Genomic DNA, 21,483 nt, shown 5'->3' with positions numbered 1-21,483 from the left:
GCGGCATGGCAGTCTGCGCGGGCGGGGTGGGCGGGGTGGACGGGGTGGACGGGGTGGACGACTGACCAGGCTGGACGGGCGGCGCAGGGTGCTGAGGATCTGTCATTCCTCCACTGTGCCCGAATCGGGGACGGCGGCGCGCTCTGGCGCGGAACGCCGGTCGCATTCTCGCGCGGCGGTCGGCCGTGGGAGAGCGTAGCGATCAGCTGGGCGACGGGACGACGGGGTGCTCGGGCGGGTCCTCGTCGCCGAGGGGAGCATCTCCGCGGACGCGTCGAAGTGGACGGCGTCGGCGAGCGGCGTTTCGGATCGCTGGTCGTGCGTGTCGGCGAGCCGAGCCTCGGCGCCCTCGTCCACGGCCTCGTCGAGAGCCTCGTCGTCGTCGATCTCGGCGGGATCCTCGGGAGGAACCGGTAGAGAGTCGACGTCGGGTCGGGTGGTGTCGGCGACGTCTTCGGGGGCGTCGAAGCCGAAGCTGCTCATGGTTCCCTCTCCGCGGTGCACCGGAGAGGCGTCATCGCTGTCGGCAGCCTAGATCGCGCGACCGCAGCGGTCAGGGCCTTGACGGCGCATCGACTCCTCGCCGCCCGCCCCTCCGGCGCCTCGCACGAGCGGGCGCGAAACGGGCCCGTGGGCGGGTACCGGCTTCAGCCGACTCGCGCGTCGCTGGATGACCGCGAGTGGCGCGAGTGGGGCGCACGCGCGAGGTCAGTGCACGTACTCGAGCAGGTCGGCGCCGAGGGTGCGCAGGCCATCGAGGACCGCCAGGCGGTAGTGCAGAGTCGTGTCGTCGAACTGGGTGGCGACGGCGTACGCGACGCCGGCGCGGGGGCCGCGGAGGACGCCGGCCTCTGCGCGCACGCCGACATCGGTGCCCGTCGCGTTGACGAGGAGGACGCCGTGGTCGGGGTGGCGGTGGGCGAGCGGGTCGAGGCCGAACGCGGAGGCGACCAGCGACAGGTCGGTGCCGAGCGAGAGCCAGCCGATCACGCGCGAGCTCACGGCCGCGTCGACGATCTCGCCGTTGGCGAGGGTGGCGAGCAGCCAGGTCAGTTCGCGAGCCGAGCCGATCGAGAGCTGCGGGGCGTCGTCGGGGCCGCGCTCGTCGCGGACCACGTCGAGCAGAGCGGTGCGGGAGAGCCCGAGGGCCTCGGCCCGCTCGCGCACGGCGTCGAGGCCGACCCGGCGGAGGAGGACGTTGGTCGCGAGGTTGTCGCTCGTCGCTCCGACGAGTGCGGCGAGGTCGGCGATCGGCATCGACGGCACCTGGAGGTGCTGCCAGACGCCCGAGCCCGCGACCGCGTCCGCGGCGGTGCGGTCGACGAGGCGCAGGTTCTCCTGCGGCTCGTTCGCCAGACGGGCGGCGACCTCGATCAGCAGCACGACCGTGCCGAGGGAGGCGGTGGGCATCGAGACGGAGTCGTCGACGGCGAACAGCGTGCGCCCGGTGGCGAGGTCGACGGCGCGCGCCGAGACCACGACTCCGTCGATCGCGAGACGGCCCAGCGCATCGAAACCGCGCTGGAAGTTGTCGCGATCGCCGGAGCCCTTGTGCCGGCCCCGGCGGTTGCGGCGGTTCTCACGGCGGGTCTCGCTGGTGGGTGTCACCACGGGTACGGCACCTCTACGGGTCGGAAGAGCGGTTGGTGCGGAGGGTGGACCGGAGCCCTCGACGCGCCGGCGGGACGCGCGATGCACGGACGACCCCGGCGGCATCGGTCGGCTCTCGATGCCCCGGACTCCTCGTCCGCTGTGCGGTGAGGTGGTCGACGGCGACTACCAGATGGAGACGCGTTCGCTCGGGGAGAGCCAGAGGGCGTCGCCTTCGGAGACGTCAAAAGTAGCGTAGAACTCATCGATGTTGCGGACGATCTGGTTGCACCGGAACTCGGCCGGAGCGTGCGGGTCGATGGCGAGGAGACGGATCGTCTCTTCGTCGCGCGACTTCTGCTGCCAGGCCTGGGCCCACGAGAGGAAGAAGCGCTCGGCCCCCGTCAGCCCGTCGATCACCGGTGGCTCCTGGCCGTCGAGCGAGAGCAGGTAGGCCTTCCAGGCGATGCTGAGCCCGCCGAGGTCGCCGATGTTCTCGCCGATGGTCAGTGCGCCGTTGACGTGGTGCCCGGGCGTGGTGGCCGGTGCGAGCGAGTCGTACTGCGCGATCAGGGCCCGGGTGCGCTCCTCGAACGCGGCGCGGTCCTCCTCGGTCCACCAGTCGGTCAGGCGGCCGTCGCCGTCGAAGCGCGAGCCCTGGTCGTCGAAGCCGTGGCCGATCTCGTGGCCGATGACCGCGCCGATCGCCCCGTAGTTGGCGGCGGAGTCGCGGCCCTCGTCGAAGAAGGGGAACTGCAGGATCGCGGCCGGGAAGACGATCTCGTTGAAGCCGGGGTTGTAGTAGGCGTTGATGGTCTGCGGAGTCATGAACCACTCGTCGCGATCGAGGGGGCGGCCGATCTTGCCGAGTTCGCGGTCGAACTCGAACGCGGCGACGCGGCGGGCGTTGCCGAGCAGGTCGGCCGGATCGATCGACAGCGCGGAGTAGTCGCGCCAGCGGACGGGGTAGCCGATCTTGGGAGTGAAGGTGGCGAGCTTCTCGAGCGCGCGCTCACGGGTCGCGGCACCCATCCAGTCGAGGTCGGCGATGGAGCGGCGGTAGGCCTCGATCAGGTTCTCGACGAGGACGTCCATCGCGGTCTTCGCGCTCGCGGGGAAGTGTCGGGCGACGTAGATCCGGCCGACCGCCTCGCCCAACGATCCCTCGACGAGCGAGACGCCGCGCTTCCAGCGCTCTCGCTTCTGCGGAGTGCCCGTGAGGGTTCGGCCGTAGAAGTCGAAGCTGGCGTCGACGAAGTCGCTCGACAGGTAGGCAGCGGCGGCGCGGACCACCTGCCAGGACAGCCAGTCGCGCCAGGCCGGCAGGCGCTCCTCCGTGAGGAGGCCGGCGAGACCCTGGAGGAAGCTCGGCTGGCGCACGACGACCTCGGCGAGCGCACCCTCCGGAGCACCCATCGCGGTGGACCAGACGTCGAGATCGACGCCCGCGGTGAGCTCGACGACCTCGGCCCAGGTGTGGAGGTTGTAGGTGGATCGGCTGTCGCGGCTGCGCACCTTGTCCCAGTGCACGGAGGCGAGCTCGGTCTCGAGCGCGACGATCCGCTCGGCGCGGGCCTCGGCGGCGTCGATTCCCGCGAGGCCGAGCATCCGCGCGACGAAGGGCGTGTAGGCATCGCGGACGGAGGCGAACTCGTCCTCGCGGTAGTAGCTCTCGTCCGGCAGCCCGAGGCCGCCCTGGTTGACGAAGACGAGGTAGCGCTCGGGGGCACCCGGGTCGTTGTCGACGAAGAGGCCGAAGAGCCCGGGGACGCCGGTGCGCTCGAACTCGCCGATGGCGCGGAGCAGGCCGGGGATCGAGTCGACCCGCTGCACGACGGCGAGGTCGTCGGCAATGGGGGCGGCGCCGAGCTCGTCGGCGCGGGCCTCGTCCATGAAGGAGGCGTACAGGTCGCCGAACAGGCGCTCCTCGGTGCCGTAGTGCGCGGTCTGCGCCTCGACGACGATGTCGCGCACCGCCTTCTCGGCCTCCTCCTGGAGCTGGTGGAAGGAGCCGTAGCGCGCCTTGTCGGACGGGATCTCGGTGCGGTCGATCCAGAGCCCGTTGACGTGGCGGTAGAGGTCGTCCTGCGGCCGCGTCGCGGGGTCGAGTTCGGAGAGGTCGATACCGGAGCGAGGCGTCGTCGAGGTCATGGCGGACAGCCTACGTCGGGCCGCCGACACCGGGGAGTGAGGGTCGGGCGTGCCGGGCTCGCGGGACCACGGTCGGCTCGCAGGGAGAGGGGGGATTCCTGCGAGCCGACCGCGATTCGGCACGCCCGAGTCCGCCCGGCGCGCCCGATGTCGGCGGCCGGGCCCGAGGTGAGCGGGCGAGCCGCGGTCAGCGGGCGAGCTGCTCCTCGACGTACGCGCGGATCGGCGTGGTGGGGTGCCCGATCAGGCGGGCGAGCGAGCCGTCGGCCCCGCCCAGGAGGCCGTCGGCGATGTTCGCGTCGAGCCCGACGAGGAAGCCGACCCCGCCCTCGGGGACGCCCGCCTCGGTGAGGATTCGGGCGTGCTCCTCGGAGGAGACGTGCGTGATCGCGGCGTCGCGGCCCGCGACCTCGCCGACCAGGGCGGCCAGCTCGTCGAAGCTCCAGGCGACATCGCCCGCGAGCTCGTGCACGGTGCCGACGAGGGAGGCGTCGGCCAGGGCGACCGCGGCGGCCTCCGCGTAGTCGCTCCGCGCGGCGCTCGAGACTCGGCCGTCGCCGGCGCTCGAGAGCGTGGTGCCGGTGGAGGCGAGCTCCGCGACGGTCTGCTCGTAGTTCTCGTTGTACCAGCCGTTGCGGAGGATCACGGCCGGGATTCCCGCGGCGGCGATGGCCTCCTCGGTCGCCTTGTGCTCGGGGGCGAGGATCAGCGCGCTGGTGGTGGCCTCCGTGGCACTCGTGTAGACCAGGCGGGCGCCGGCGCGGGCCGCGGCCTCGATGGCGGCGGTGTGTTGCGCGACGCGCTTGCCCACCTCCGACCCCGAGACGAGGAGGACGGCCTCGGCACCGGCGAAGGCGGCGTCGAGCGAGGCGGCATCCTCGAAATCGGCGACGGCGGTGCGGACGCCGAGGTCGGCGGCGAGCGCCTCCAGCTTGGCGGCGTCGCGGCCGGTGGCGACGATGTCGGAGGCGGCGGTGCCGCGGGCGAGCAGGTGCTCGACGGCGAGGCGGCCGAGGTGGCCAGTGGCTCCGGTGACGACGAGAGTCATGAGGGGTCCTTCCTACAGGGGTGTGGCGTGCGGTTCCCGCCGCCGAAGGGGTGCAACGGCGGTTCCGTCCCGATACTTCCCGGAATGCAGTACCCACTATTTGGTTAGTACCAGGAGACCCCGATCAGAGGAGCACCGTGAGCATCGCAGAGACCCCCCTTCTTACCGGCGACGTGTACACCGCCGACTGCCCGAGCCGCGAGATCTTCGGGCACGTCACGAGCAAGTGGAGCGTGCTGGTGCTGGCAGCCCTCGCCTCCGGCACGCTGCGCTGGAGCGAGCTTCGGCGCAGGATCGGCGGGATCAGCGAGAAGATGCTCGCGCAGACGCTCCGTATTCTCGAGGAGGACGGTTTCGTGCGCCGCGATGCGCGACCGGTCGTGCCTCCGCACGTCGAGTACTGCCTGACGCCGCTCGGCGAGGAGCTCGCGGAGCGGCTGCTGCCGGTGGTCGAGTGGATCGCGGGGAACGTCGGGACGGTGCTGGAGGCACGCGCTGCGCGACGCTGAGACGTCGATCTGCTCCCTCCCGCGACGGAAACGTCCACAACCCCTTTCCCTCGCGGGGCAACGGACCCATCCTTGTGCCGTGGCCCTACAAAGGGTGCCCACACAGTCTGCCAGGAGCATCCGTGAACCCCTTCGACAACTGGCTGCCGGCGCCTGTCGAGCCCGCCGTGCACCTCACGGGAGAGGAGGCCGCGGAGTGGATGCAGGCAATCGGCTGGTGCCCGAGGAAGCCAGTGGCCGGGCTGCGCGTCGCCGGTGACGCGATCGGCGGTGTCGACTTCGCCCTCGCCCGCCTGGAGCACAACTCCCGCCACGCTGCGATGACCCGACCCGATGTCGGCGTCGCGGTGCTGAGCGTGGACACCGGCGAGCTGCGGATCCGCGGCGAGGGGATGGACGAGACGATGCACGAGGGCGACGTCCTGCTCTATCCCACCCCCGCGCGCTTCGACATCGAGAGCGAGAAGCCCTACGGAGTAGTCGAGCTGAGCTTCGAGGAGAACCGCCTCTACCGGTTCTGGGAGGGGCTGCCCGAGCGGCCAGTCATCGTCCGGGCAGAGACGACGATCGCGCGCATCGTGCGCCCGACCATCCGGACGGGGCTGGAGGCGCGACTCGATCCCGACGCTCCGACGTGGCCCCTCCTCCGCGGAGTGTTCGAGCCGCTCGTCTCGGGGCTGCTGGTCGTGATCGGCCCGCCGATCGCCTCCGGAACCACCGCCGACACGGCGGAGCTCGTGCGCACAGCGATCGGGACCATCACCGCGCGCCGGCAGGAGCCCGACTTCGACCCGCAGGCCCTCGCCGACGAGCTGGACGTGCCGCTGGCCGACCTCGAGGAGGCCTTCGTCTGCACGGGGAGGACGCCGACGCAGTTCCTGCGCGCCGCCCGCGTCGACTCCGCCCGCGAGATGCTCGCGCGCCGAGTGCTGCCCTCGTGGCACGACCAGCAGGAGCTGGCCGTGCTCGCCGGCTTCCCGACGGGCAAGGAGATGCGCCGCGCGATCAGGCTGCAGGACCTGGAGGACGCGGAGCGCTGACCGCGGAGCCCGCTCTGGACGTCCCACGACGGCCAGGAACGCGGTCGGCACGGGTGCAGCAGCGCCTCACTTCCCACAGGGAGGGACCGGCAGCACAGAACTCGTCCATGACGAACGGCCCGCCCCACGTCCGGGAAAGGATGTGGGGCGGCCGTTATGTGGACCTCTGCATCCGAGCCTGCTGAGGCAGAGCCGAAAGGACTCGCGTGCAGCCGCTTAGCGGTACTGGATGAAGTAGTACGGGGTGCCTCGCGTGCCCGAGTTGACGTCGCCCTGCTGGACTCCCGCCCCGGCCGAGTCGGTCAAGCTGAAGCTGGCGCCGCTCCGCCGAGACGCGGCGCTGGCCGGGCCGAGCCGAACAGACTGACTCCCGTGACTCCCGGGGGCGGGTCGGCGCGAGACGCCGGCACAGCAGGATCGACTCGGCGCGTGCAGCGCGGGGTCGCTCTGTCGGGCCCCGAGGCGCTCGCCTGGCTCGCCGAGCGTCAGGTCGCGGTCCGCGAGCCGGCCGAGCGGATCCGGGTCTTCGCCGACTCGATCCAGTCACCCGAGATCGGCATCGCGCGCGTCTGGACGAGCGGCCTCGACGCGCGCTTCGACGCAGCGGACCGGGCGGCGGTGGCGCTGACCCTCATCGAAGGCGCCTTCACGGTGACCGCCGGCGAGCGGACGGACGTGCTGAGGACGGGCGAGTCCCTCCTCCTGCCGCCCTCGAGCACGGTCGCGCTGGCGAGCACCTCGGCGGCAGCGTGGATCGAGGTCCGCGTGGAGCGGACCCGCTGGCTGAGCACGACCCTCCCTCCCCAGGAGCGGACCATCACGCCGCTCGCCCCCTCCGACGTCTCGCGGATCCTCACCGGACTCGTCAACTCGCTGCTCGCCTCGGAGCTCACCGGCGCGAACGCTGGCTGGGCGCACATCGAACGGGCAGTCGAAGAGACGCTGCTCGCGCTGCTCGGGGAGCGGGCCGGCCTCGCGGAGGCCGCCCGCGCCTCCTCGGCCGAGGAGGAACTGTTCCGGCGAACGATGGCGACCCTCCACGCGCACGCGAACGATCCCACCTTCACCGTCACCGAACTCGTCTCACGCCTCAACTCCTCGACCACCCGGGTCGGGCACGCCTTCACCGTGCACGGGACGACCGCGCGGCGCGAACTCCGCGCGACCCGGGCCGCGCTGGCGAGGGAGCTGCTCTCGCGTCGGCGGGTGACCTCGCGGGAGGAGATGGAGCGGATCGCTCGGCGATCCGGCTTCAGGACGGTGGAGACGATGCGGGCGACGATCAGAGCGACCGGGAGCTGAAAGGACCCGAGAACGCGAGAGGCCCGTCCCTCCCCCCGAATGGGAGGAGGGACGGGCCCGGTGGACGCTGGTGCGCGCCGCGTCAGATCGTCAGCACCTGCGCAGGCGTACGTTGATGCGGTTGGTGTCGTTGACGCCTCCGAACGCGTTCGCGGCGCTCGCTACGTTCGTCGCGATCCTCGTGTTGCCGCTGTAGAGATCACCGTTCGACGCCAGGAAGTAGTTGTAGCCCAGCGCCCTCGCCCGAGCCGGCACCGCAGGGAAGACCCGCCCGCCTGCGTAGCCCGCACCGCCGACGCTGCGCCACTGGTTCGTGGTGGTGTCGCGGATGTTGACTCGCGGCTGGTTGCTGGTGCCGCTGAACGTCGCGATGCCGGGGTACGTGCCAGAGATAGGGGCGGCGTTCGTCACGACGGTGCCGCGGAAGTACAGCGTGCTCCCGTTCTGGAAGTAGTCGTAGCCGAGGTTCCTGGAAGTGGCGGGAATGTTCGCCATCCAGGCGGGAGTCGACTCGACGCCGTTGATGTAGCGGCGCCAGACCGATCCCGCCTGCAGGGTGAGGACGTTGCCCTCACCCTGGATGTCGTAACCGACCGCCTTGGTGACGGTCCCCGGGACCGCAATGAGCGTGTTGCCGTAGTAGATGTTCCGGTTGTCACCGGTGACGAAGTAGTTGTTGCCGGCTGCGGTCACGGTCGCGGGAACGGTGAGAGCCGTCCGGGAAGCGCCGTTGTAGAGATACCAGGTGTTACCGATCTTGAAGCTGCCCTGGTTCGAGTTGGTCGTCGTCTGCCAGGCGAGGCCGCCGTTGACCGGCGTCGATCCGGCGACGGGGGCGTTCTGGTAGTAGAGCTGCCCATTCGGAGCCCGGAAGTAGTTGTACCCGTAGGGGCGGGAGCCGGCGGGGACGGCGGGGTACTCGCCGTTGTTCCCGGCGGCGTCCATGTTGACCCACACCGACCGCTCGTCGCTGGACACAGTGACCGTGCTGGTGGCCGTCGCTCCGTTACCGGAGGCGCTGAGCGTGTTGTCGGCGCCGTCGATGGCGGTCGAGGTCATCGGGGGGACCGCCGCGACCCCGTTGACGGTGGTCACGGTGCGGGTGGTGCCTCCGCCTTCGAAGAGGAAGCCGTCGGGAAGGGTGACCGTGACGGGCGTTCCGTCGGGAACAGGAGTGGTTCCATCGGTCGTGGCCCGGACGCTCACGCCGCGCAGGGTGTCGCACGAGGACTTGTTGTAGTTCGGCTGCGTGAAGGTGAGCGTCGGCACGAGAGAGGCGGCGGCGGCCGGTGTCGCAGTAGCGAGGGCGACGACAGGAATGGTCCAGGCGGCACCCTGCACGAGGGTGCGGCGGGCCGGCCCGTTGCCGTCGGGAATGCTCCAGCCGTCTCCCAGGGGAATGTCGTGGCTGTCGGGAGCAGGGGGTCGAGTCATGAGGTGTCTCCGATGTCTATCGAGAGGGATAAGCGAACGACGTTCATCGTTCTCAGCCGACACGCGATGAGGAACCGGAAGTGGCGCAGACAGGAGTTTTGACGAGGGTCCCAGGAGTTTTTGACCTCGTGGCACCGCGCCGGAGAGGGTAAAGGTTCATCGCGGGAACCGCCTCACCGTGACTGCGCGGCGGGACTCCTTCCGAGCGGAGAGCCCGATGCGCATCCCCGAGAGTCCGGAGCCGGTCGGCGAGCACGGACTCGCGCTCACGGGGTCTGAGGCGGCCGAATGGCTTCGATCCTCCGACCTGCGCCCGCTCGGTCCGGCCGGTGATCTGCGGCTGTTCGGGGATGCGATCCAGGAGCCGGGGTTCCGCATCGCCCGTTTCTGGCACAACGCACGACGCCTCGAACGCGCGCACGACGCCGCCGTCACGGTCACCCTCATCGTCGAGGGAGCCGTGACCGCCTCGGTCAACTGCGCGACGGCGACGGCGAGGGCCGGCGAGGGGCTGATCCAGTACGCCGCCACGAGCATCACTCTCGACAGCGACGGACCGTGCGGTGTGGTCGAGATGCGCGTCGCTCCGGGCTACTTCGAACGATTCTGGGTGGAGGCCAACGACGGACTGACCGTCGTGCCGGCCGATCTCCCCTCGGTACGAGCGCTCCTGGCGACGGCTATGGCCGTGCTCACCGCACCGACGGAGACGTCGGACGGCTGGCCCTACCTCCGCGGCACCCTCGAGAACGCACTCGGCGCTGTGCTCACCGACGTGGGCCCGGCGCTCTCGTTGCCCGCGTCGACGGGAGTACTGCGGCGGGCCCGCGCGCTGATCCTGCGGCGTCGGAGTCAGCCCGACTTCGACGTCCGCGCTCTGGCCGCCGAGCTCTCGATCTCGACGAGCGCGCTGCATGCGGCGTTCGCCCGCATCGGGACGACGCCGCTGCGGGCGATCCGGGCCGCACGAGCCGCCGCCGCCCGCGAGATCTTGGAGCGCCGCCCCTCGTCCGATCGCGCCGACGTGGACGAAGTGGCGCGCCTGACGGGATTCGGGACGTCGGCGAAGATGCTCAAAGCACTGCGGGCCGAGGCCACCGCGCACGGGAGGCCAACGAGCGACCCCCGCCACACGGCAGCGGACGATGCAACCAGGAGAGCAGCCTCTCTCGGCAGGACACCGGGTCGCAGCACCGTCCACCCCGTACGGGGACACCCGAATCTCTCCTCGGCGGCCGAAACCTCTCCTTCCGGCCGGTCGGCTCGCCCTGATCGCGACTCTGGTGGTCGGACGTCGGACAGATCCGACGGCGTACCTCATCCGAGAAGGACATCACGTGACTGAACAGAACCACTCCGCCGCCCCGAGCGGCGAGAGCACCACCCCCGGCGGAATCCACCGCCGCACCATCGTCGCCGGCGCCGCCTGGTCGGTCCCCGTCGTCGGTGCGGCCGTCGGCGCACCGCTCGCCGCCGCCTCCACCACCCCGACGAACCCGCGCGTCGAGTTCCTCCAGAGCAGCTACAGGGCAGATCCCTGCGCGCGGCTCACCGGAGTACGGGTGCGCGCCTTCGACGGCACCGCCACCACTCCGAACGCGAACGTGACCATCACGCTCCCCGGCGGCTTCAAGTTCGCCGACGGCACGACCACCAAGGTCGTCCGCACCGGCGCCGACGGCACCGCGACACTCCCGGCGATCACCGTCACCTCCCCCGACGGCACCAAGTCGTTCTCGGCGGCCTACGGCACCGCCGGAGCCACCACGAACGTGGTCACCGACTCCTCCGCTCGCGGCATCTGGGGCGTCGAGAACGGGGCGGCGCGTACGTTCACGCGCTTCCCCGCCGTCCCGGTCGCGTCGACGCCGCAGGGCTACAACTACTTCGTCGGCCCCGGCGGGCAGCTGTGGTACAACAACGGCACGGTCGCCGACGCGAACAACGTGTCCGGCATCGGTCAGGGCGCCTGGCAGACCACCAGCCCGGCCAACCACGCCTCGGTGAAGCTGGACAACAACCGCTGGTGGGACGTCGCGGGCAGCAACCTGCAGCGCCCGGCGCTGGGCGTCGCCTCCAACTACAACGCTCTGGGCAACAACTACTTCACCGCCCCCAATGGCACCAACCCCGACTTCGTCTACTCGACGGTCAACGGCACCTTCCCCTTCACGGTCGCCGGATCGCCGAACAAGGCCAACGCCTACGACATCTCCGGTGATGGCGCTGTGATGACCTTCTACGGCAACGTCAACGGCACCAACGGCTGGTGGCGCGTCGTCAACGGCGCCTGGGGCTCGATCACAGCGATCCCCAACGTGCCGGCCAACGCCACGAACCTGGGCTACGACTTCTTCCAGTCGGGCTCGAACCTGTACTACAAGGGCACCCGTGTCGCCACGCAGGCCCCGACGTCGACCGAGTACCCCGGCATCAAGGCGTTCATGGGAACGGGCAACACCCCCCGTATCAACACCCGCAACCCTTCGGGCGTCTGGCACAGCGGCAACGCCACTAACCCCTGGGCGACTCCGTACCCGAACGTGCCGAGCCGGTCGAAGCCGCTGGGCTACAACTACTTCCTCGACGAGGACGGCAACCTCTGGTTCGGCAACAGCATCGTCCAGACCGGTGTCGCCTCGGCCACCGTGGCGTTCTCGGGGATCGGCGACGACAACCTCGTGAACCTGCGACTGCGCGACTGCCCTGATCAGGGACGGGGAGTCGTCGGCGCCTGTCGGCGGCTCCCCGGGCACGCAGGGAGGGAGGCACGGGCGAACCGCGCCTCCCTCCCTGCGTGTGCGAGCGGTCGGGGTCGTCGCGGCTAGCGGGCCGCGGCGACCCCCTGCTGCGTTGCGTGGGACGCCGCCTCCCGCCGCAGCACCCGCTGCAGGTGCGCTGCGGAGCTGAAGCCCGCTGCCTGCGCCACCCACCCGCGATCGCGCCGCCGCTCGGGCGAACCCGAGGCGAGGAGCCGCTGCGCCTCCTCGATGCGGTACCGCTCGATGGCGCGCCGCGGGGTCTCGCTGGAGGCCTCGAAGATCCGGTGCAGGTGGCTCTCGGAGCAGCGGAGGAGACGCGCGAGGGCGGTCACGGTGAAATCCTGCTCGTGAGCGTGGCGGCGGATGAGCCGCAGCGCGCGCTCGAGATCGGTGGACTCACCGTCGCCGAGTGCACCCCCGGCGATCGGGAGGCCCCCGGCAACGAGCTGCTCGGCCGCGAGGGAGTAGTGGCCGAAGGCGCGCTCCGACTCCTCCACCGGCTGATTGAGCATCGCGTTGGCCGTGAACATGAGCATCCGCGACCCCAGGGTCTGCAACGGGAGCGGACGCTCGAAGCACTCCGCGAAGACGGGGGACCGCAGGATCGTGGGACGCAGCTGCCATTCGAACCGGGCCCACTGGCTCTCGGTCCGCACCTCCACCGCCTCACGCGAGCCCAGGAGCATCACCTGGCCGGCCTCGAGGAGGCTCGTGCCGCGGTGCGTCAGCATCCTGGCCTCCCCCTCGACCGTGAGGAGCACCCGGATCGCCTCACCCTGCGGGACCAGCGCGTACTCAGCGGCGGTGGGCGTCCACGACCGGCTAACGGTGAACGGGCCAGATGAGACGACGTCGAGCGTCGTGCCGACGACGACGGGGGTGAGCGGCGTCCAGCCGATGCTATGGAAGTCGATCGCGCCGCTCGAGCGCGGGTTCATGAGACGCTCTCGGGATGCAGGGGCGGAGGCAGGAGGGATTCCTGCGGCGCCGAACCGTCCCGCGCCTCCTCGTCCTGCATGTCCATCGCCAGGACCTCGACACCGTCACGGGTCCAGACCGGGCCCGGCACCACGACCCGGGCCGCAGAGTCGCCGTCGGCCGGCAGGATCCAGCCCTCGCCCGCTCGGACGACGTGTGCGGGTGCGGTCATGCGAGCTCCAAGCGGGACGGGGAGGCGATGCCCTCATCCTGATGAGCCTGAGCGGACCTCGAACATCGTTCTCCCCGGTCCGAGGACGTTTCGGTCGGATCGGTGGACGAAATCGCCGCCGAGGCGGTCACGGTCCGCTCGTGCTCCGGCGATCCTGGAAGGACACTGGAGATCGGTCCGCCGCCGCCCTCTCCAAGAAGGACCGATGACATTCCGCGAGCACCGTCCGGCCCCCCGCGGGATCAACCTCGCCGCGCAGGCGGCGGCTCGATGGATGACGGGGTTCGGCTGGAGCACACGCGGCAGCACGGCGGGCCTGCGCGTGTTCGGGAACGTCCTCGACGACGAGGACTTCACGATCGCGCGGGTGTGGCACACAGCGCGGCGGGTCGACCGCCGGAGCGAGCGCTGGGGCGTGGCCGTGGTCCTCGTCGTCGAGGGCACGCTGTCGGTGCGGAGCGACGGGTTCCACGCGATATTGAGCGAGGGCCAGGGACTCGTGCACCGCACGTCCTCCGCACTCTCGGTCGAGAGCGAGCAGCCGCACGGGACGGTCGAGGTGCTCCTGGGTAACGACTACCTCGACCGCTACTGGAACGACGTACCCGAACGCCCGGTCGTCCTGGGCACCGATCTGGCGTCGTCGCGCGTCCTGCTCGCGACGACCATGAGCACTCTCTCGTCGACGGTGAAGCCGGGAGAGACCACTGGCAGCCGCTCCGGGCCGCGGTCGAGAACGTGGTCGACGCCCTGCTCATCGAGACGGGGCCTCAGCTCGGGTCGTCGGCTCCGGCCGACTCGGCTCGGGTGGTCCGTCGGGCCATGTCGGTGATCCGGGATCGGGCGAGCGAGTCCTCGTTCGACGTCGACGCTCTGGCGGCCGAGCTCTCGCTCTCTCGCAGTGCTCTGTACGCCGCTTTCGCGAGGACAGGCAGGACTCCCGCGCGTGCCATCCGGGCGGCCCGCACGGCGGAGGCCCGTGCGATGCTGGCCCGGCGTCCCTCGCCCTCCTCCTCTGACCTCAGCGACGTCGCTCGGCTCTCGGGCCTCGGGACGAGCCGACGCCTGCGGGCGGCACTGGACTCCGAGGCGCGGAGCAGCGGCGCGGGGAACTGACGACGAAGGCCCGCCCCTCCTCACGACGAGGACGGACGGGCCTTCGATCAGCGACTCACCACGAGTCGCTGCAGTGCGGTCTACCAGCGACTCACCACGAGTCGCTGCAGTGCGGTCTACGCGCAGCCGGTGTAGGGCTTGATGTAGTAGACCAGCGGGCGTCCACCGGACACTCCGACGTCCATCGCGACCACGCCGGTGTCGCGGCGGGCACCGTTGGCACGGAGCTCGTTGCCGTTGAGGAACGCGTAGGTCGAGAACCCGTTCGCGTTCTCGGCGGCCTCGAAGCGCGAGATGTCAGTGATCGAGCCGGACGGCTCGGTGGCCTGCGACTCCTCGGCGCTGGCGACGCCGTTGGTCCAGGTGATCTTCTGCACGGCGCCGCCGTTGCTCATGTAGATGATCGTCGGGTTTCCGGCTGTGGTGCCGGTGTCGGCCTGCGCCACACCGCCGCTGCGGAGCTGGGTCCAGGGGCCCCAGCTCAGGTCGGGCTGCTGCGCGATGGCCGAGAGGCCGCCGTTGGTGTCGCGGATCATGATGACCGAGAGGCCACCCGAGTTCTCGACGACCTCATAGCGCTGGATCCGTGCGGCCAGACCCGGGGTGATGGTGCCGATCCGGGTGTTGGCGCCGTTGACGCGGACCCAGACAGCGCCATCGGAGGTCACGAACGACACGAACGGCGTGTTGTTGGTGACCCCGGTGTCAGCGGCCGTGACGTTGCCCGATGCGGTGACGCCGTTGACGACGAGACGCTGGCTCGAGTCGGTGCCGGTCAGCAGCATCCAGGTGGAGTCGCCGGAAGGGTTCTCGACGGCCTCGAAGCGCACGCCGTCGCGGCTCAGCGTGTTGCTGATGCCCGTCTCACGACGGACGATGCCGTTGGCCTGGCTCCACACGTAGGAGCTGCCGTCGTTCTTGAGGTAGGTGACACCCGGAGTGGCGTTCGACGCCGAGGTGTCGGCCTGCAGAACGCCGGTGTCGCGGCGGGCACCGTTGGCCCACAGATCGCCGTTCTCGTAGAGCGTCAGGGTGGTCGACGAACCCGTCGGGTTGTCGGTCGCCTCGAAGCGCACGATCCCGTTGACCGGCTGGTTGGCGGCCTGAACCGTGTAGCTGGAGTCGGCCGGGTTCCACGCGATGATGTCGCCGAGGCCGGACCGGTCCGACGTCGTGGCGCGCGCGCGATCAGTGTCCGTGAGGCTGTTGTCGGTGACGGTCAGGTTGTAGGTGCCGTCATCGTTCGTGCGGTACGGAGCGACGAGCTGGTAGGACGCGACACCCTGCGAGTTGGTGCGCACCGAACGACGGTTCGTGCCGCCGTCCGGCCAGGTCCAACCGCTCGGAGGTGTGACGAAGGTCGCCTTGCCCGCAGCCGGAGTCGTGCCGTCGGTGGTCGCACGAGCGGTGAAAGTACCGGTCTCGCAGCCCTTGACGTTCGGGACGCTGATCCACTGCAGGGTCGGGGTCAGCGGGGGGTTCGAGGCGGCGAACGCGGGGGTCGCGACGGATGCCGCGACGATCGGGACGGTCCATGCCGCGCCCTGGACGATGGTGCGGCGCTGGACGCGGCCGCTCTCGGGCTGGTCGGAGTGGGGGGTGTGGTCAGTCATAGGTGCCTTTCGGGTGGCGGAATCGGACTTGTCGATTGATCCTCGTCAACCACACCGGGATGCGCAGAATTCAAGGGAACCTCATGCCGGTTTTCGGCGGGTTTGACGCCATATCCGTTCGGAGGGTACGGAGAGTCTGAAAATCCTCTCCGGAACGAGGACGGCCCGCCCCTCCTCACGAGGAGGACGGACGGGCCCGAGGCCGGCGGCTCGGAGGGAGTCGCCGGCGCGGTCGGTCTCGGTGCAGCCGGTGCCGGGAGTGATGGAGAAGACCTGCGCGCGTCCGCCGAACCTCCCCCTCCATCGCGACACGCGGGTGTCGGTGCGGCCTCCATCGGTGCGCAGCTCCTCCCCGTTGAGGAACGTCGGGACTTCAGAGGCCGGTCCGCACCAGGATCAGGAGCGTCCGGGTCCCGATCCGCTCGACACGGCGACCAACCGCGCGACGGACGACCGGCACGACGAAGGCCCGCCCCTCCTCACGAGGAGGACGGACGGGCCTTCGATCAGCGGCCCCGAGGGAGCCGCCACTGTGCTGCTTACGCGCAGTCGGTGTAGGGCTTGATGTAGAACACCAGCGGGCGACCGCCGGAGACTCCCACGTCCATGGCGATGACGCCGGTGTCGGTGCGGCTGCCGTTGGTGCGCAGCTCATCCCCGTTGAGGAAGCTGTAGGTCGAGAAGCCGTTCGGGTTCTCGGCCGCCTCGAAGCGGGAGATGTTGCCGATCGAGCCGGCGGGCTCGGTCGCCTGCAGCTGCTCGGACGGCGAGAGGACGCCGTTCACCCAGGTGATCTTCTGCACGACACCGGAGTTGTTCATGTAGATGACCGTCGGGTTACCGGCAGTGACGCCGGTGTCGGCCTGCGCGACCCCACCGCTGTGGAGCTGGGTCCACGGGCCCCAGCTGCCATCGGGCTGCTGCGCGAGCGCCGACAGGCCACCGTTGGTGTCGTGGATCATGATCACGGACAGGCCGCTGGAGTTCTCGACGACCTCGAGGCGACGAATCCGCGCGGCGAGACCAGGAGTGATGGTGCCGACCTGCGTCGTCGTGCTGCCCGTGCGAGTGAAGACACCGCCCGTGGAGGTGACGTAGGTCGTGAACGGAGTCCCGTTCGAGAGCCCCGTGTCGGCCGCAACGACTCCAGTCGCCACAGTGCCGCCGTTGATGACGAGGCGCTGGCTGGTGCTGGTACCGGTGAGCAGCATCCAGGTCGACGGGCCGCCGGAGTTCTCGACAGCCTCGAAACGCACGCCATCGCGGCTGATCGTGTTGCTGATGCCGGTCTCGCGGAGGCGGATACCGGTGGACTGGCTCCAGACGTAGGAGTTGCCGTCGTTCTTGATGTAGGTGACACCGGGGTTGCCGTTGGAGCCGGACGAGTCGGCCTGGATCACGCCGGTGTCGCGGAGGGCGCCGTTCGCCCAGAGCTCGCCGTTGGAGTACAGCGTCATCGTGGTCGACGAACCAGTGGGGTTGTCGGTCGCCTCGAAGCGCGTGACGCCCGTGGTCGGCTGGTTCGTGGCCTGCACGTTGTAGCTCGAGTCGGCCGGGTTGAAGGCGATGATGTCGCCCTTGCCGGAGCGGTCCGAGGTGTTCACTCGGGCCGTGTCGGTGTCGGTGAGGCTGTTGTCGGTGATCGACAGGTTGTAGGCGCCGTCACTGTTGGTCCGGAACGGAGCGACGAGCTGGTACGACGCGATGCCCTGCGAGTTGGTGCGCACCGAGCGGCGGTTCGTGCCGCCGTCCGGCCAGGTCCAGCCGCTCGGAGGAGTGACGAAGGTCGCCTTGTTCACAGCCGGCGTGGTGCCGTCGGTGGTCGCACGAGCGGTGAAGGTACCGGTCTCGCAGCCCTTGACGGTCGGCACGCTGGTCCACTGCAGGGTCGGGACGAGCGGCGGGTTCGATGCGGCGAACGCCGGGGTGGCGATCGAGGCGGCGACCACGGGGACGGTCCATGCCGCGCCCTGCACGATCGTGCGGCGCTGGACGCGACCGCGGCCTGAGCCGTCGGGATTCTGTTCGGGGGTAGTGGAGTCGTGCGCCATGTGAGCGGCCCTTCTTGGTTGCGTTTCGGGTACGTGGCTCATCCTCAGGAGCGCTCGGTCACCGCCCCTAACATGAGGGAGGCTTAAGCCGGAAAGTGCTGGTTCTGACTCCATCTCTCCGTTTTTTGCGGGTCGCTGGCCGCGAGATCCCGCTTTTCGCGGTACCCCTCGCCCGTCGACGCCGGCGCCACCTCGCCGTCCTCGCAGCCCGCCCGAGCACTCAACGCCGCACTGAACGAGTGCACTGAACCGAGTGCCCTGAACCGAGTGCCCGCATACCGCCTTCTCGCGCCAATCCTCGCGCGGTGAGAGACATCACCAGGGGGGCACGTCCAAGCTCGTTGTGTGCGCGCTCTCAGCGCCGGAAGGACGACGATGACCAGCTCGACCACTGAGCGCCCCGCCCCGCAGATCCTGACCGGTGAAGACTCCGAGCGCTGGTTCCGCGACCGCGACGTGCGGGTCTCCTCCGCGCACCGGATCCGCCTCTACTCGGACGAGATCATCGGCGGATCCGAGTTCCGGCTCGCGCGGATCTGGCACTCGCCCGCCGAGCTCGCCCTCTCCACTCCTCCGGGCTGCGTACTGCTCGTCCTCCAGGTCGAGGGCTCGCTCGAGGTGACCCCGCAGCACTCCGAGCACCCGGGCCCCGGAGGGGCGACGCGGCGACTCGAGCTGCGCGACCTCGCCATCCTCCCTCCCGCCACCCGCTTCAGCTTCGCCGCCACCGAGAACAGTGCGCGCTACGAACTGACGGTGAGCATCGATGCCCTGCCGCCGAGCACGGCAGCAGCCCTCGCGTCCGGCGGGATCCGCCGAGCGGAGCCCGGACCGATGCAGGCCGTGCTGCTGTCGGCCGCGACGGAGGCGCTCAACCAGCGACCGCAGCCCGAGGACCCGGGCTTCGCGTTCCTCCAGCTCGCTCTCACCGACATCGCCGGCGGAGTGCTGTTCGAGGCTCTGCGGGTGCGCTCCAGCGGCCGCTTCGCGCGGCCCGATGAGCTGCGCGAGCGGGCGGAGGACGCGATCCTCCTGCACGCGGGCGATCCGGACTTCTCGGTCACCGACCTCGCCTCGGTCGTCGAGATCTCGGCGGACTACCTCTTCCGCGTGTTCCGCACGGTCGGAGTCACACCGGCGCAGGCCATCCGCCGCCGCCGCGTCACCCTCGCTCACGCGCACCTCGAGCGGCGGGCCGGAGGCTCGGCGCTCACCCGCGACGACATCGCCCGGCTCTCGGGGTTCCGCTCGGCCGAGGCCCTGCGGCGTGCGCTGCGGGGGGAGGCGGCGCACCGCTCCACCGCGAGCGACGCCGCCGACATCGCGGACGTGGCCGAACGCTGACGCGGGCCGCCTGACGGCGGGAGCCGCCGCCGTTCACCTCCCGTTCAAGCCCCGGTCGCCTCCCCCTCTCGTCCCGGTTCGCTCGCCTTGGTTGCCTCGACGCATCCCACGCCCGGTGACCCGAAGGACGAGACGACGATGACCGACACCTCCCGCCGACTTCTGCTGCCCATGGCTGGGCACGTCCGGGGGAAGCGCAGCCCCGTGACGTGCGCGCTCAAGTGCGCGAACGCGTGCTCGACCGCCACGTGCAACACCTCGCGCAACAGCTACTTCCGCGACATCGTCTCGGCGCAGCTCTCGCGCCGCAGCGCTCTGGGCCTGGGCCTGGCCGGCGCGGTGACTGTGGCCGTCGCCTCGGCCGGAGGCGCTCCGACCGCCGAGGCGGCCGTCGAGGACGCGGGCTCGCCGCTGGCGTTCGCGCCGATCGCGCCGGTCCCCTTTACTGTCGACGAATTCACGGTGCCGGAGGGCTTCGCCTGGCAGCCGATCATCCGCTGGGGCGACCCGCTCTTCGCCGACAGTCCGGCCTTCGACATCGGCGGCCAGACGGAGGCGGCGCAGGCCGCGCAGTTCGGCTACAACAACGACTACACCGACATCGTCGAGATCCCCGGCTCGCAGCGCCTGCGCGCGCTGCTGGTCGTGAACCACGAGTACACGAACGAGAACATCATGTTCCCGGCCGCGCAGCTCGAGGGCGAGCCGGAGCGGGTGCGCGCGGTGGGCCGCGCCGCCCACGGCCTCAGCGTGGTCGAGCTGGTCCGGTCGGCCGTCGACCGCCCCTGGGCGTACGTCCGCGGGGGCGAGCGCAACCGCCGCTACCTGCTCGATACCCCCTACACGGTGACCGGCGCCGCGGCCGGCTCCGAACTGCTGAAGACGGTCGCCGACCCCGACGGCCGCACGGTGCTCGGCACGCTAGCCAATTGCTCCGGAGGCACGACGCCGTGGGGCACGATCCTCTCGGGCGAGGAGAACTTCAACGGCTACTTCCGGGCGACGGGCACGAGCGCCGCCGAGAAGCGCTACGGGCTCGGCGACTCCGAGACCACCCGCCGGTGGGAGCTCGACGACCCCCGCTTCGACGCCCGCACGCCGGGCTACGAGAACGAGCCGAACCGCTTCGGCTGGATCGTGGAGTTCGACCCCTTCGACCCGACCTCGACGCCGAAGAAGCACACTGCACTCGGGCGGCTGAAGCACGAGGGGGCGAACGTGATCATCGCCCCGGACGGCCGCGTCGTCGCCTACATGGGCGACGACGAGCGCTTCGACTACCTCTACAAGTTCGTGTCGAGCAAGCGCTACATCGAGGGCGACAGAGCGCACAACACGACGCTGCTCGAGGAGGGCGACCTCTTCGTCGCCCGCTTCACCGGCGACTCCCCCGTGGCCGAGATCACCGGCACGGGTGCTGTGCCCTCGGACGGCGGCTTCGACGGGATCGGCGAGTGGCTGCCGCTGGCCGTCGGCGGCGCCTCCGCGATCGCCGGGATGAGCGTGGCGGAGGTGCTCGTGCACACGCGCCAGGCGGCGGACCTGGCCGGCGCCACCAAGATGGACCGCTGCGAGGACGTGCAGCCCAGCCTCACCAGCGGCCGGATCTACGTGGCCTGCACCAACAACTCCGCCCGCGGCACCGAGGGCACGGAGGGGGCGACCGAGATCAACCCGCGCACCGAGAACCGGGACGGACACATCGTCGAGATCGTCGAGGACGGCGGCGACCAGACCGGTCGCACCTTCACCTGGAACCTGCTGATGCTGTGCGGCGACCAGGCGCAGGGCGACGTCGTCTACTTCTCGGGTTTCCCGGCCGACCAGGTCTCGCCGATCTCGTGCCCCGACAACCTGGCCTTCGACTCGGTCGGGAACCTCTGGATCTCGACGGACGGCGCCCCGAGCGGCATCGGCTACAACGACGGCCTGTTCAAGGTGACGCTCGACGGCGCCTCCCGCGGCAAGGTGGAGCAGTTCCTCTCGGTCCCACGCGACGCCGAGACCTGCGGGCCGATCGTGCACGACCTCGACCAGCACGTGTTCGTCGCCGTGCAGCATCCGGGCGAGGAGGGGACCTTCGAGGCGCCGAACTCGCTGTTCCCGGACTACGGCTCGACGCGCGCCGGTGCGGTGGCGGCGCCGCGACCGACGATCGTGCAGATCCTGCCGACGTCGCAGGTGACGCAGCCGACTCCGACGCCGACTGCGGGGCCGACGACAGCGCCGACTCCGACTCCGACTCCGACCGCCGCACCCGGGGCGCCCGGGGTAGCGCCGACCGCGACTCCGCCGGCCGCCCCCGGCGCCACGGTGCCGCTGCCGGGCGGCGGCTAAACGAGAGGAGCACTGGCCTCGACCGGCGTCGAGAGC

General features: G+C 70.6%; 18 protein-coding genes. 9 read left to right on the top strand and 9 right to left on the bottom strand.

The window, feature by feature from the left end; all coding sequences use genetic code 11:
- Positions 1-102: 102 nt before the first annotated feature.
- The 4 genes from ACH61_RS07300 to ACH61_RS07285 all read right to left on the bottom strand — a co-directional run bounded on the left by ACH61_RS07300 (position 103) and on the right by ACH61_RS07285 (position 4,789).
- Positions 103-483, bottom strand: a complete 381-nt coding sequence (locus tag ACH61_RS07300; protein WP_068210448.1) for a hypothetical protein — start codon at positions 481-483, stop codon at positions 103-105.
- 225 nt (positions 484-708) lie between these two features.
- Positions 709-1,611, bottom strand: a complete 903-nt coding sequence (locus ACH61_RS07295) for a serine hydrolase (protein ID WP_068210442.1) — start codon at positions 1,609-1,611, stop codon at positions 709-711.
- Positions 1,612-1,776: 165 nt separating this feature from the next.
- The gene (locus ACH61_RS07290; RefSeq protein WP_068210441.1) at positions 1,777-3,741 is read right to left on the bottom strand and encodes a M13 family metallopeptidase; all 1,965 of its coding nucleotides are present in this window, start codon (positions 3,739-3,741) and stop codon (positions 1,777-1,779) included.
- A 187-nt stretch (positions 3,742-3,928) separates the two neighbouring features.
- Entirely contained in the window at positions 3,929-4,789 is an 861-nt protein-coding gene (locus ACH61_RS07285; RefSeq protein ID WP_068210440.1) for an NmrA family NAD(P)-binding protein, read from the bottom strand.
- A gap of 137 nt (positions 4,790-4,926) precedes the next feature.
- Between ACH61_RS07285 and ACH61_RS07280 the strand changes: the two genes are divergently transcribed.
- The 3 genes from ACH61_RS07280 (at position 4,927) to ACH61_RS07270 (ending at position 7,640) form a co-directional block, all read left to right on the top strand.
- Entirely contained in the window at positions 4,927-5,298 is a 372-nt protein-coding gene (locus tag ACH61_RS07280; protein ID WP_068210437.1) for a winged helix-turn-helix transcriptional regulator, read from the top strand.
- Between the two features lie 122 nt (positions 5,299-5,420).
- Positions 5,421-6,338 carry an AraC family transcriptional regulator gene (locus tag ACH61_RS07275; protein WP_068210434.1) on the top strand — a complete coding sequence of 306 codons (918 nt, stop codon included), beginning with the start codon at positions 5,421-5,423 and terminating at the stop codon, positions 6,336-6,338.
- 429 nt (positions 6,339-6,767) lie between these two features.
- Positions 6,768-7,640 (top strand): hypothetical protein, encoded by an 873-nt coding sequence (locus tag ACH61_RS07270; RefSeq protein ID WP_068210432.1) that lies wholly within the window; start codon positions 6,768-6,770, stop codon positions 7,638-7,640.
- Between the two features lie 90 nt (positions 7,641-7,730).
- On the opposite strand, the gene ACH61_RS07265 is transcribed toward ACH61_RS07270, so the two are convergent.
- Positions 7,731-9,074, bottom strand: coding sequence for a hypothetical protein (locus ACH61_RS07265; RefSeq protein WP_068210426.1), 1,344 nt, complete (start codon positions 9,072-9,074; stop codon positions 7,731-7,733).
- A 217-nt stretch (positions 9,075-9,291) separates the two neighbouring features.
- Between ACH61_RS07265 and ACH61_RS07260 the strand changes: the two genes are divergently transcribed.
- A complete protein-coding gene (locus ACH61_RS07260) occupies positions 9,292-10,419 on the top strand; it encodes a helix-turn-helix domain-containing protein (RefSeq protein WP_068210423.1) in 1,128 nt (375 codons plus the stop codon).
- On the top strand, positions 10,412-11,902 hold the full coding sequence (locus ACH61_RS07255) for a hypothetical protein (RefSeq protein ID WP_068210420.1): 1,491 nt from the start codon (positions 10,412-10,414) through the stop codon (positions 11,900-11,902). Before ACH61_RS07260 ends, ACH61_RS07255 begins: the two co-directional genes overlap by 8 nt.
- Here ACH61_RS07255 and ACH61_RS07250 read toward each other — a convergent pair.
- Positions 11,899-12,774, bottom strand: a complete 876-nt coding sequence (locus tag ACH61_RS07250; RefSeq protein WP_068210417.1) for an AraC family transcriptional regulator — start codon at positions 12,772-12,774, stop codon at positions 11,899-11,901. The genes ACH61_RS07255 and ACH61_RS07250 overlap by 4 nt on opposite strands.
- A complete protein-coding gene (locus tag ACH61_RS07245) occupies positions 12,771-12,986 on the bottom strand; it encodes a hypothetical protein (RefSeq protein WP_068210416.1) in 216 nt (71 codons plus the stop codon). Before ACH61_RS07245 ends, ACH61_RS07250 begins: the two co-directional genes overlap by 4 nt.
- Before the next feature lie 205 nt (positions 12,987-13,191).
- Here ACH61_RS07245 and ACH61_RS07240 point away from each other — a divergent pair, with 205 nt between their 5' ends.
- Positions 13,192-13,818, top strand: coding sequence for a hypothetical protein (locus ACH61_RS07240; RefSeq protein WP_068210414.1), 627 nt, complete (start codon positions 13,192-13,194; stop codon positions 13,816-13,818).
- The gene (locus ACH61_RS07235; protein WP_068210411.1) at positions 13,809-14,102 is read left to right on the top strand and encodes a helix-turn-helix domain-containing protein; all 294 of its coding nucleotides are present in this window, start codon (positions 13,809-13,811) and stop codon (positions 14,100-14,102) included. Before ACH61_RS07240 ends, ACH61_RS07235 begins: the two co-directional genes overlap by 10 nt.
- A 116-nt stretch (positions 14,103-14,218) precedes the next feature.
- On the opposite strand, the gene ACH61_RS07230 is transcribed toward ACH61_RS07235, so the two are convergent.
- Together ACH61_RS07230 and ACH61_RS07225 are read right to left on the bottom strand one after the other, a co-directional pair.
- A complete protein-coding gene (locus tag ACH61_RS07230) occupies positions 14,219-15,715 on the bottom strand; it encodes a hypothetical protein (protein WP_068210409.1) in 1,497 nt (498 codons plus the stop codon).
- A gap of 539 nt (positions 15,716-16,254) precedes the next feature.
- Positions 16,255-17,766, bottom strand: a complete 1,512-nt coding sequence (locus ACH61_RS07225; RefSeq protein ID WP_068210406.1) for a hypothetical protein — start codon at positions 17,764-17,766, stop codon at positions 16,255-16,257.
- Between the two features lie 375 nt (positions 17,767-18,141).
- Between ACH61_RS07225 and ACH61_RS07220 the strand changes: the two genes are divergently transcribed.
- Both ACH61_RS07220 and ACH61_RS07215 read left to right on the top strand, forming a co-directional pair.
- Positions 18,142-19,110: an AraC family transcriptional regulator gene (locus ACH61_RS07220; RefSeq protein ID WP_068210396.1), complete on the top strand. Its 969-nt coding sequence runs from the start codon at positions 18,142-18,144 to the stop codon at positions 19,108-19,110.
- A gap of 138 nt (positions 19,111-19,248) precedes the next feature.
- Entirely contained in the window at positions 19,249-21,447 is a 2,199-nt protein-coding gene (locus ACH61_RS07215) for a PhoX family protein (protein WP_082845087.1), read from the top strand.
- Positions 21,448-21,483 lie beyond the last annotated feature (36 nt).

Source organism: Rathayibacter tanaceti (genome assembly GCF_001634385.1).
Classification (GTDB): Bacteria; Actinomycetota; Actinomycetes; order Actinomycetales; family Microbacteriaceae; genus Rathayibacter; species Rathayibacter tanaceti.
The sequence above is the reverse complement of the archived record's forward strand: the minus strand, read 5'-3'. Positions and strand labels throughout refer to the sequence as shown.

Bases quoted from the DNA above. Each gene is read 5' to 3' on its own strand.
- ACH61_RS07215 (WP_082845087.1), top strand. From the start codon at position 19,249: ATGACCGACACCTCCCGCCGACTTCTGCTGCCCATGGCTGGGCACGTC.
- ACH61_RS07290 (WP_068210441.1), bottom strand. From the start codon at position 3,741: ATGACCTCGACGACGCCTCGCTCCGGTATCGACCTCTCCGAACTCGAC.
- ACH61_RS07300 (WP_068210448.1), bottom strand. From the start codon at position 483: ATGAGCAGCTTCGGCTTCGACGCCCCCGAAGACGTCGCCGACACCACC.
- ACH61_RS07250 (WP_068210417.1), bottom strand. From the start codon at position 12,774: ATGAACCCGCGCTCGAGCGGCGCGATCGACTTCCATAGCATCGGCTGG.
- ACH61_RS07240 (WP_068210414.1), top strand. From the start codon at position 13,192: ATGACATTCCGCGAGCACCGTCCGGCCCCCCGCGGGATCAACCTCGCC.
- ACH61_RS07225 (WP_068210406.1), bottom strand. From the start codon at position 17,766: ATGGCGCACGACTCCACTACCCCCGAACAGAATCCCGACGGCTCAGGC.
- ACH61_RS07220 (WP_068210396.1), top strand. From the start codon at position 18,142: ATGACCAGCTCGACCACTGAGCGCCCCGCCCCGCAGATCCTGACCGGT.
- ACH61_RS07245 (WP_068210416.1), bottom strand. From the start codon at position 12,986: ATGACCGCACCCGCACACGTCGTCCGAGCGGGCGAGGGCTGGATCCTG.
- ACH61_RS07235 (WP_068210411.1), top strand. From the start codon at position 13,809: ATGTCGGTGATCCGGGATCGGGCGAGCGAGTCCTCGTTCGACGTCGAC.
- ACH61_RS07285 (WP_068210440.1), bottom strand. From the start codon at position 4,789: ATGACTCTCGTCGTCACCGGAGCCACTGGCCACCTCGGCCGCCTCGCC.
- ACH61_RS07265 (WP_068210426.1), bottom strand. From the start codon at position 9,074: ATGACTCGACCCCCTGCTCCCGACAGCCACGACATTCCCCTGGGAGAC.
- ACH61_RS07260 (WP_068210423.1), top strand. From the start codon at position 9,292: ATGCGCATCCCCGAGAGTCCGGAGCCGGTCGGCGAGCACGGACTCGCG.
- ACH61_RS07230 (WP_068210409.1), bottom strand. From the start codon at position 15,715: ATGACTGACCACACCCCCCACTCCGACCAGCCCGAGAGCGGCCGCGTC.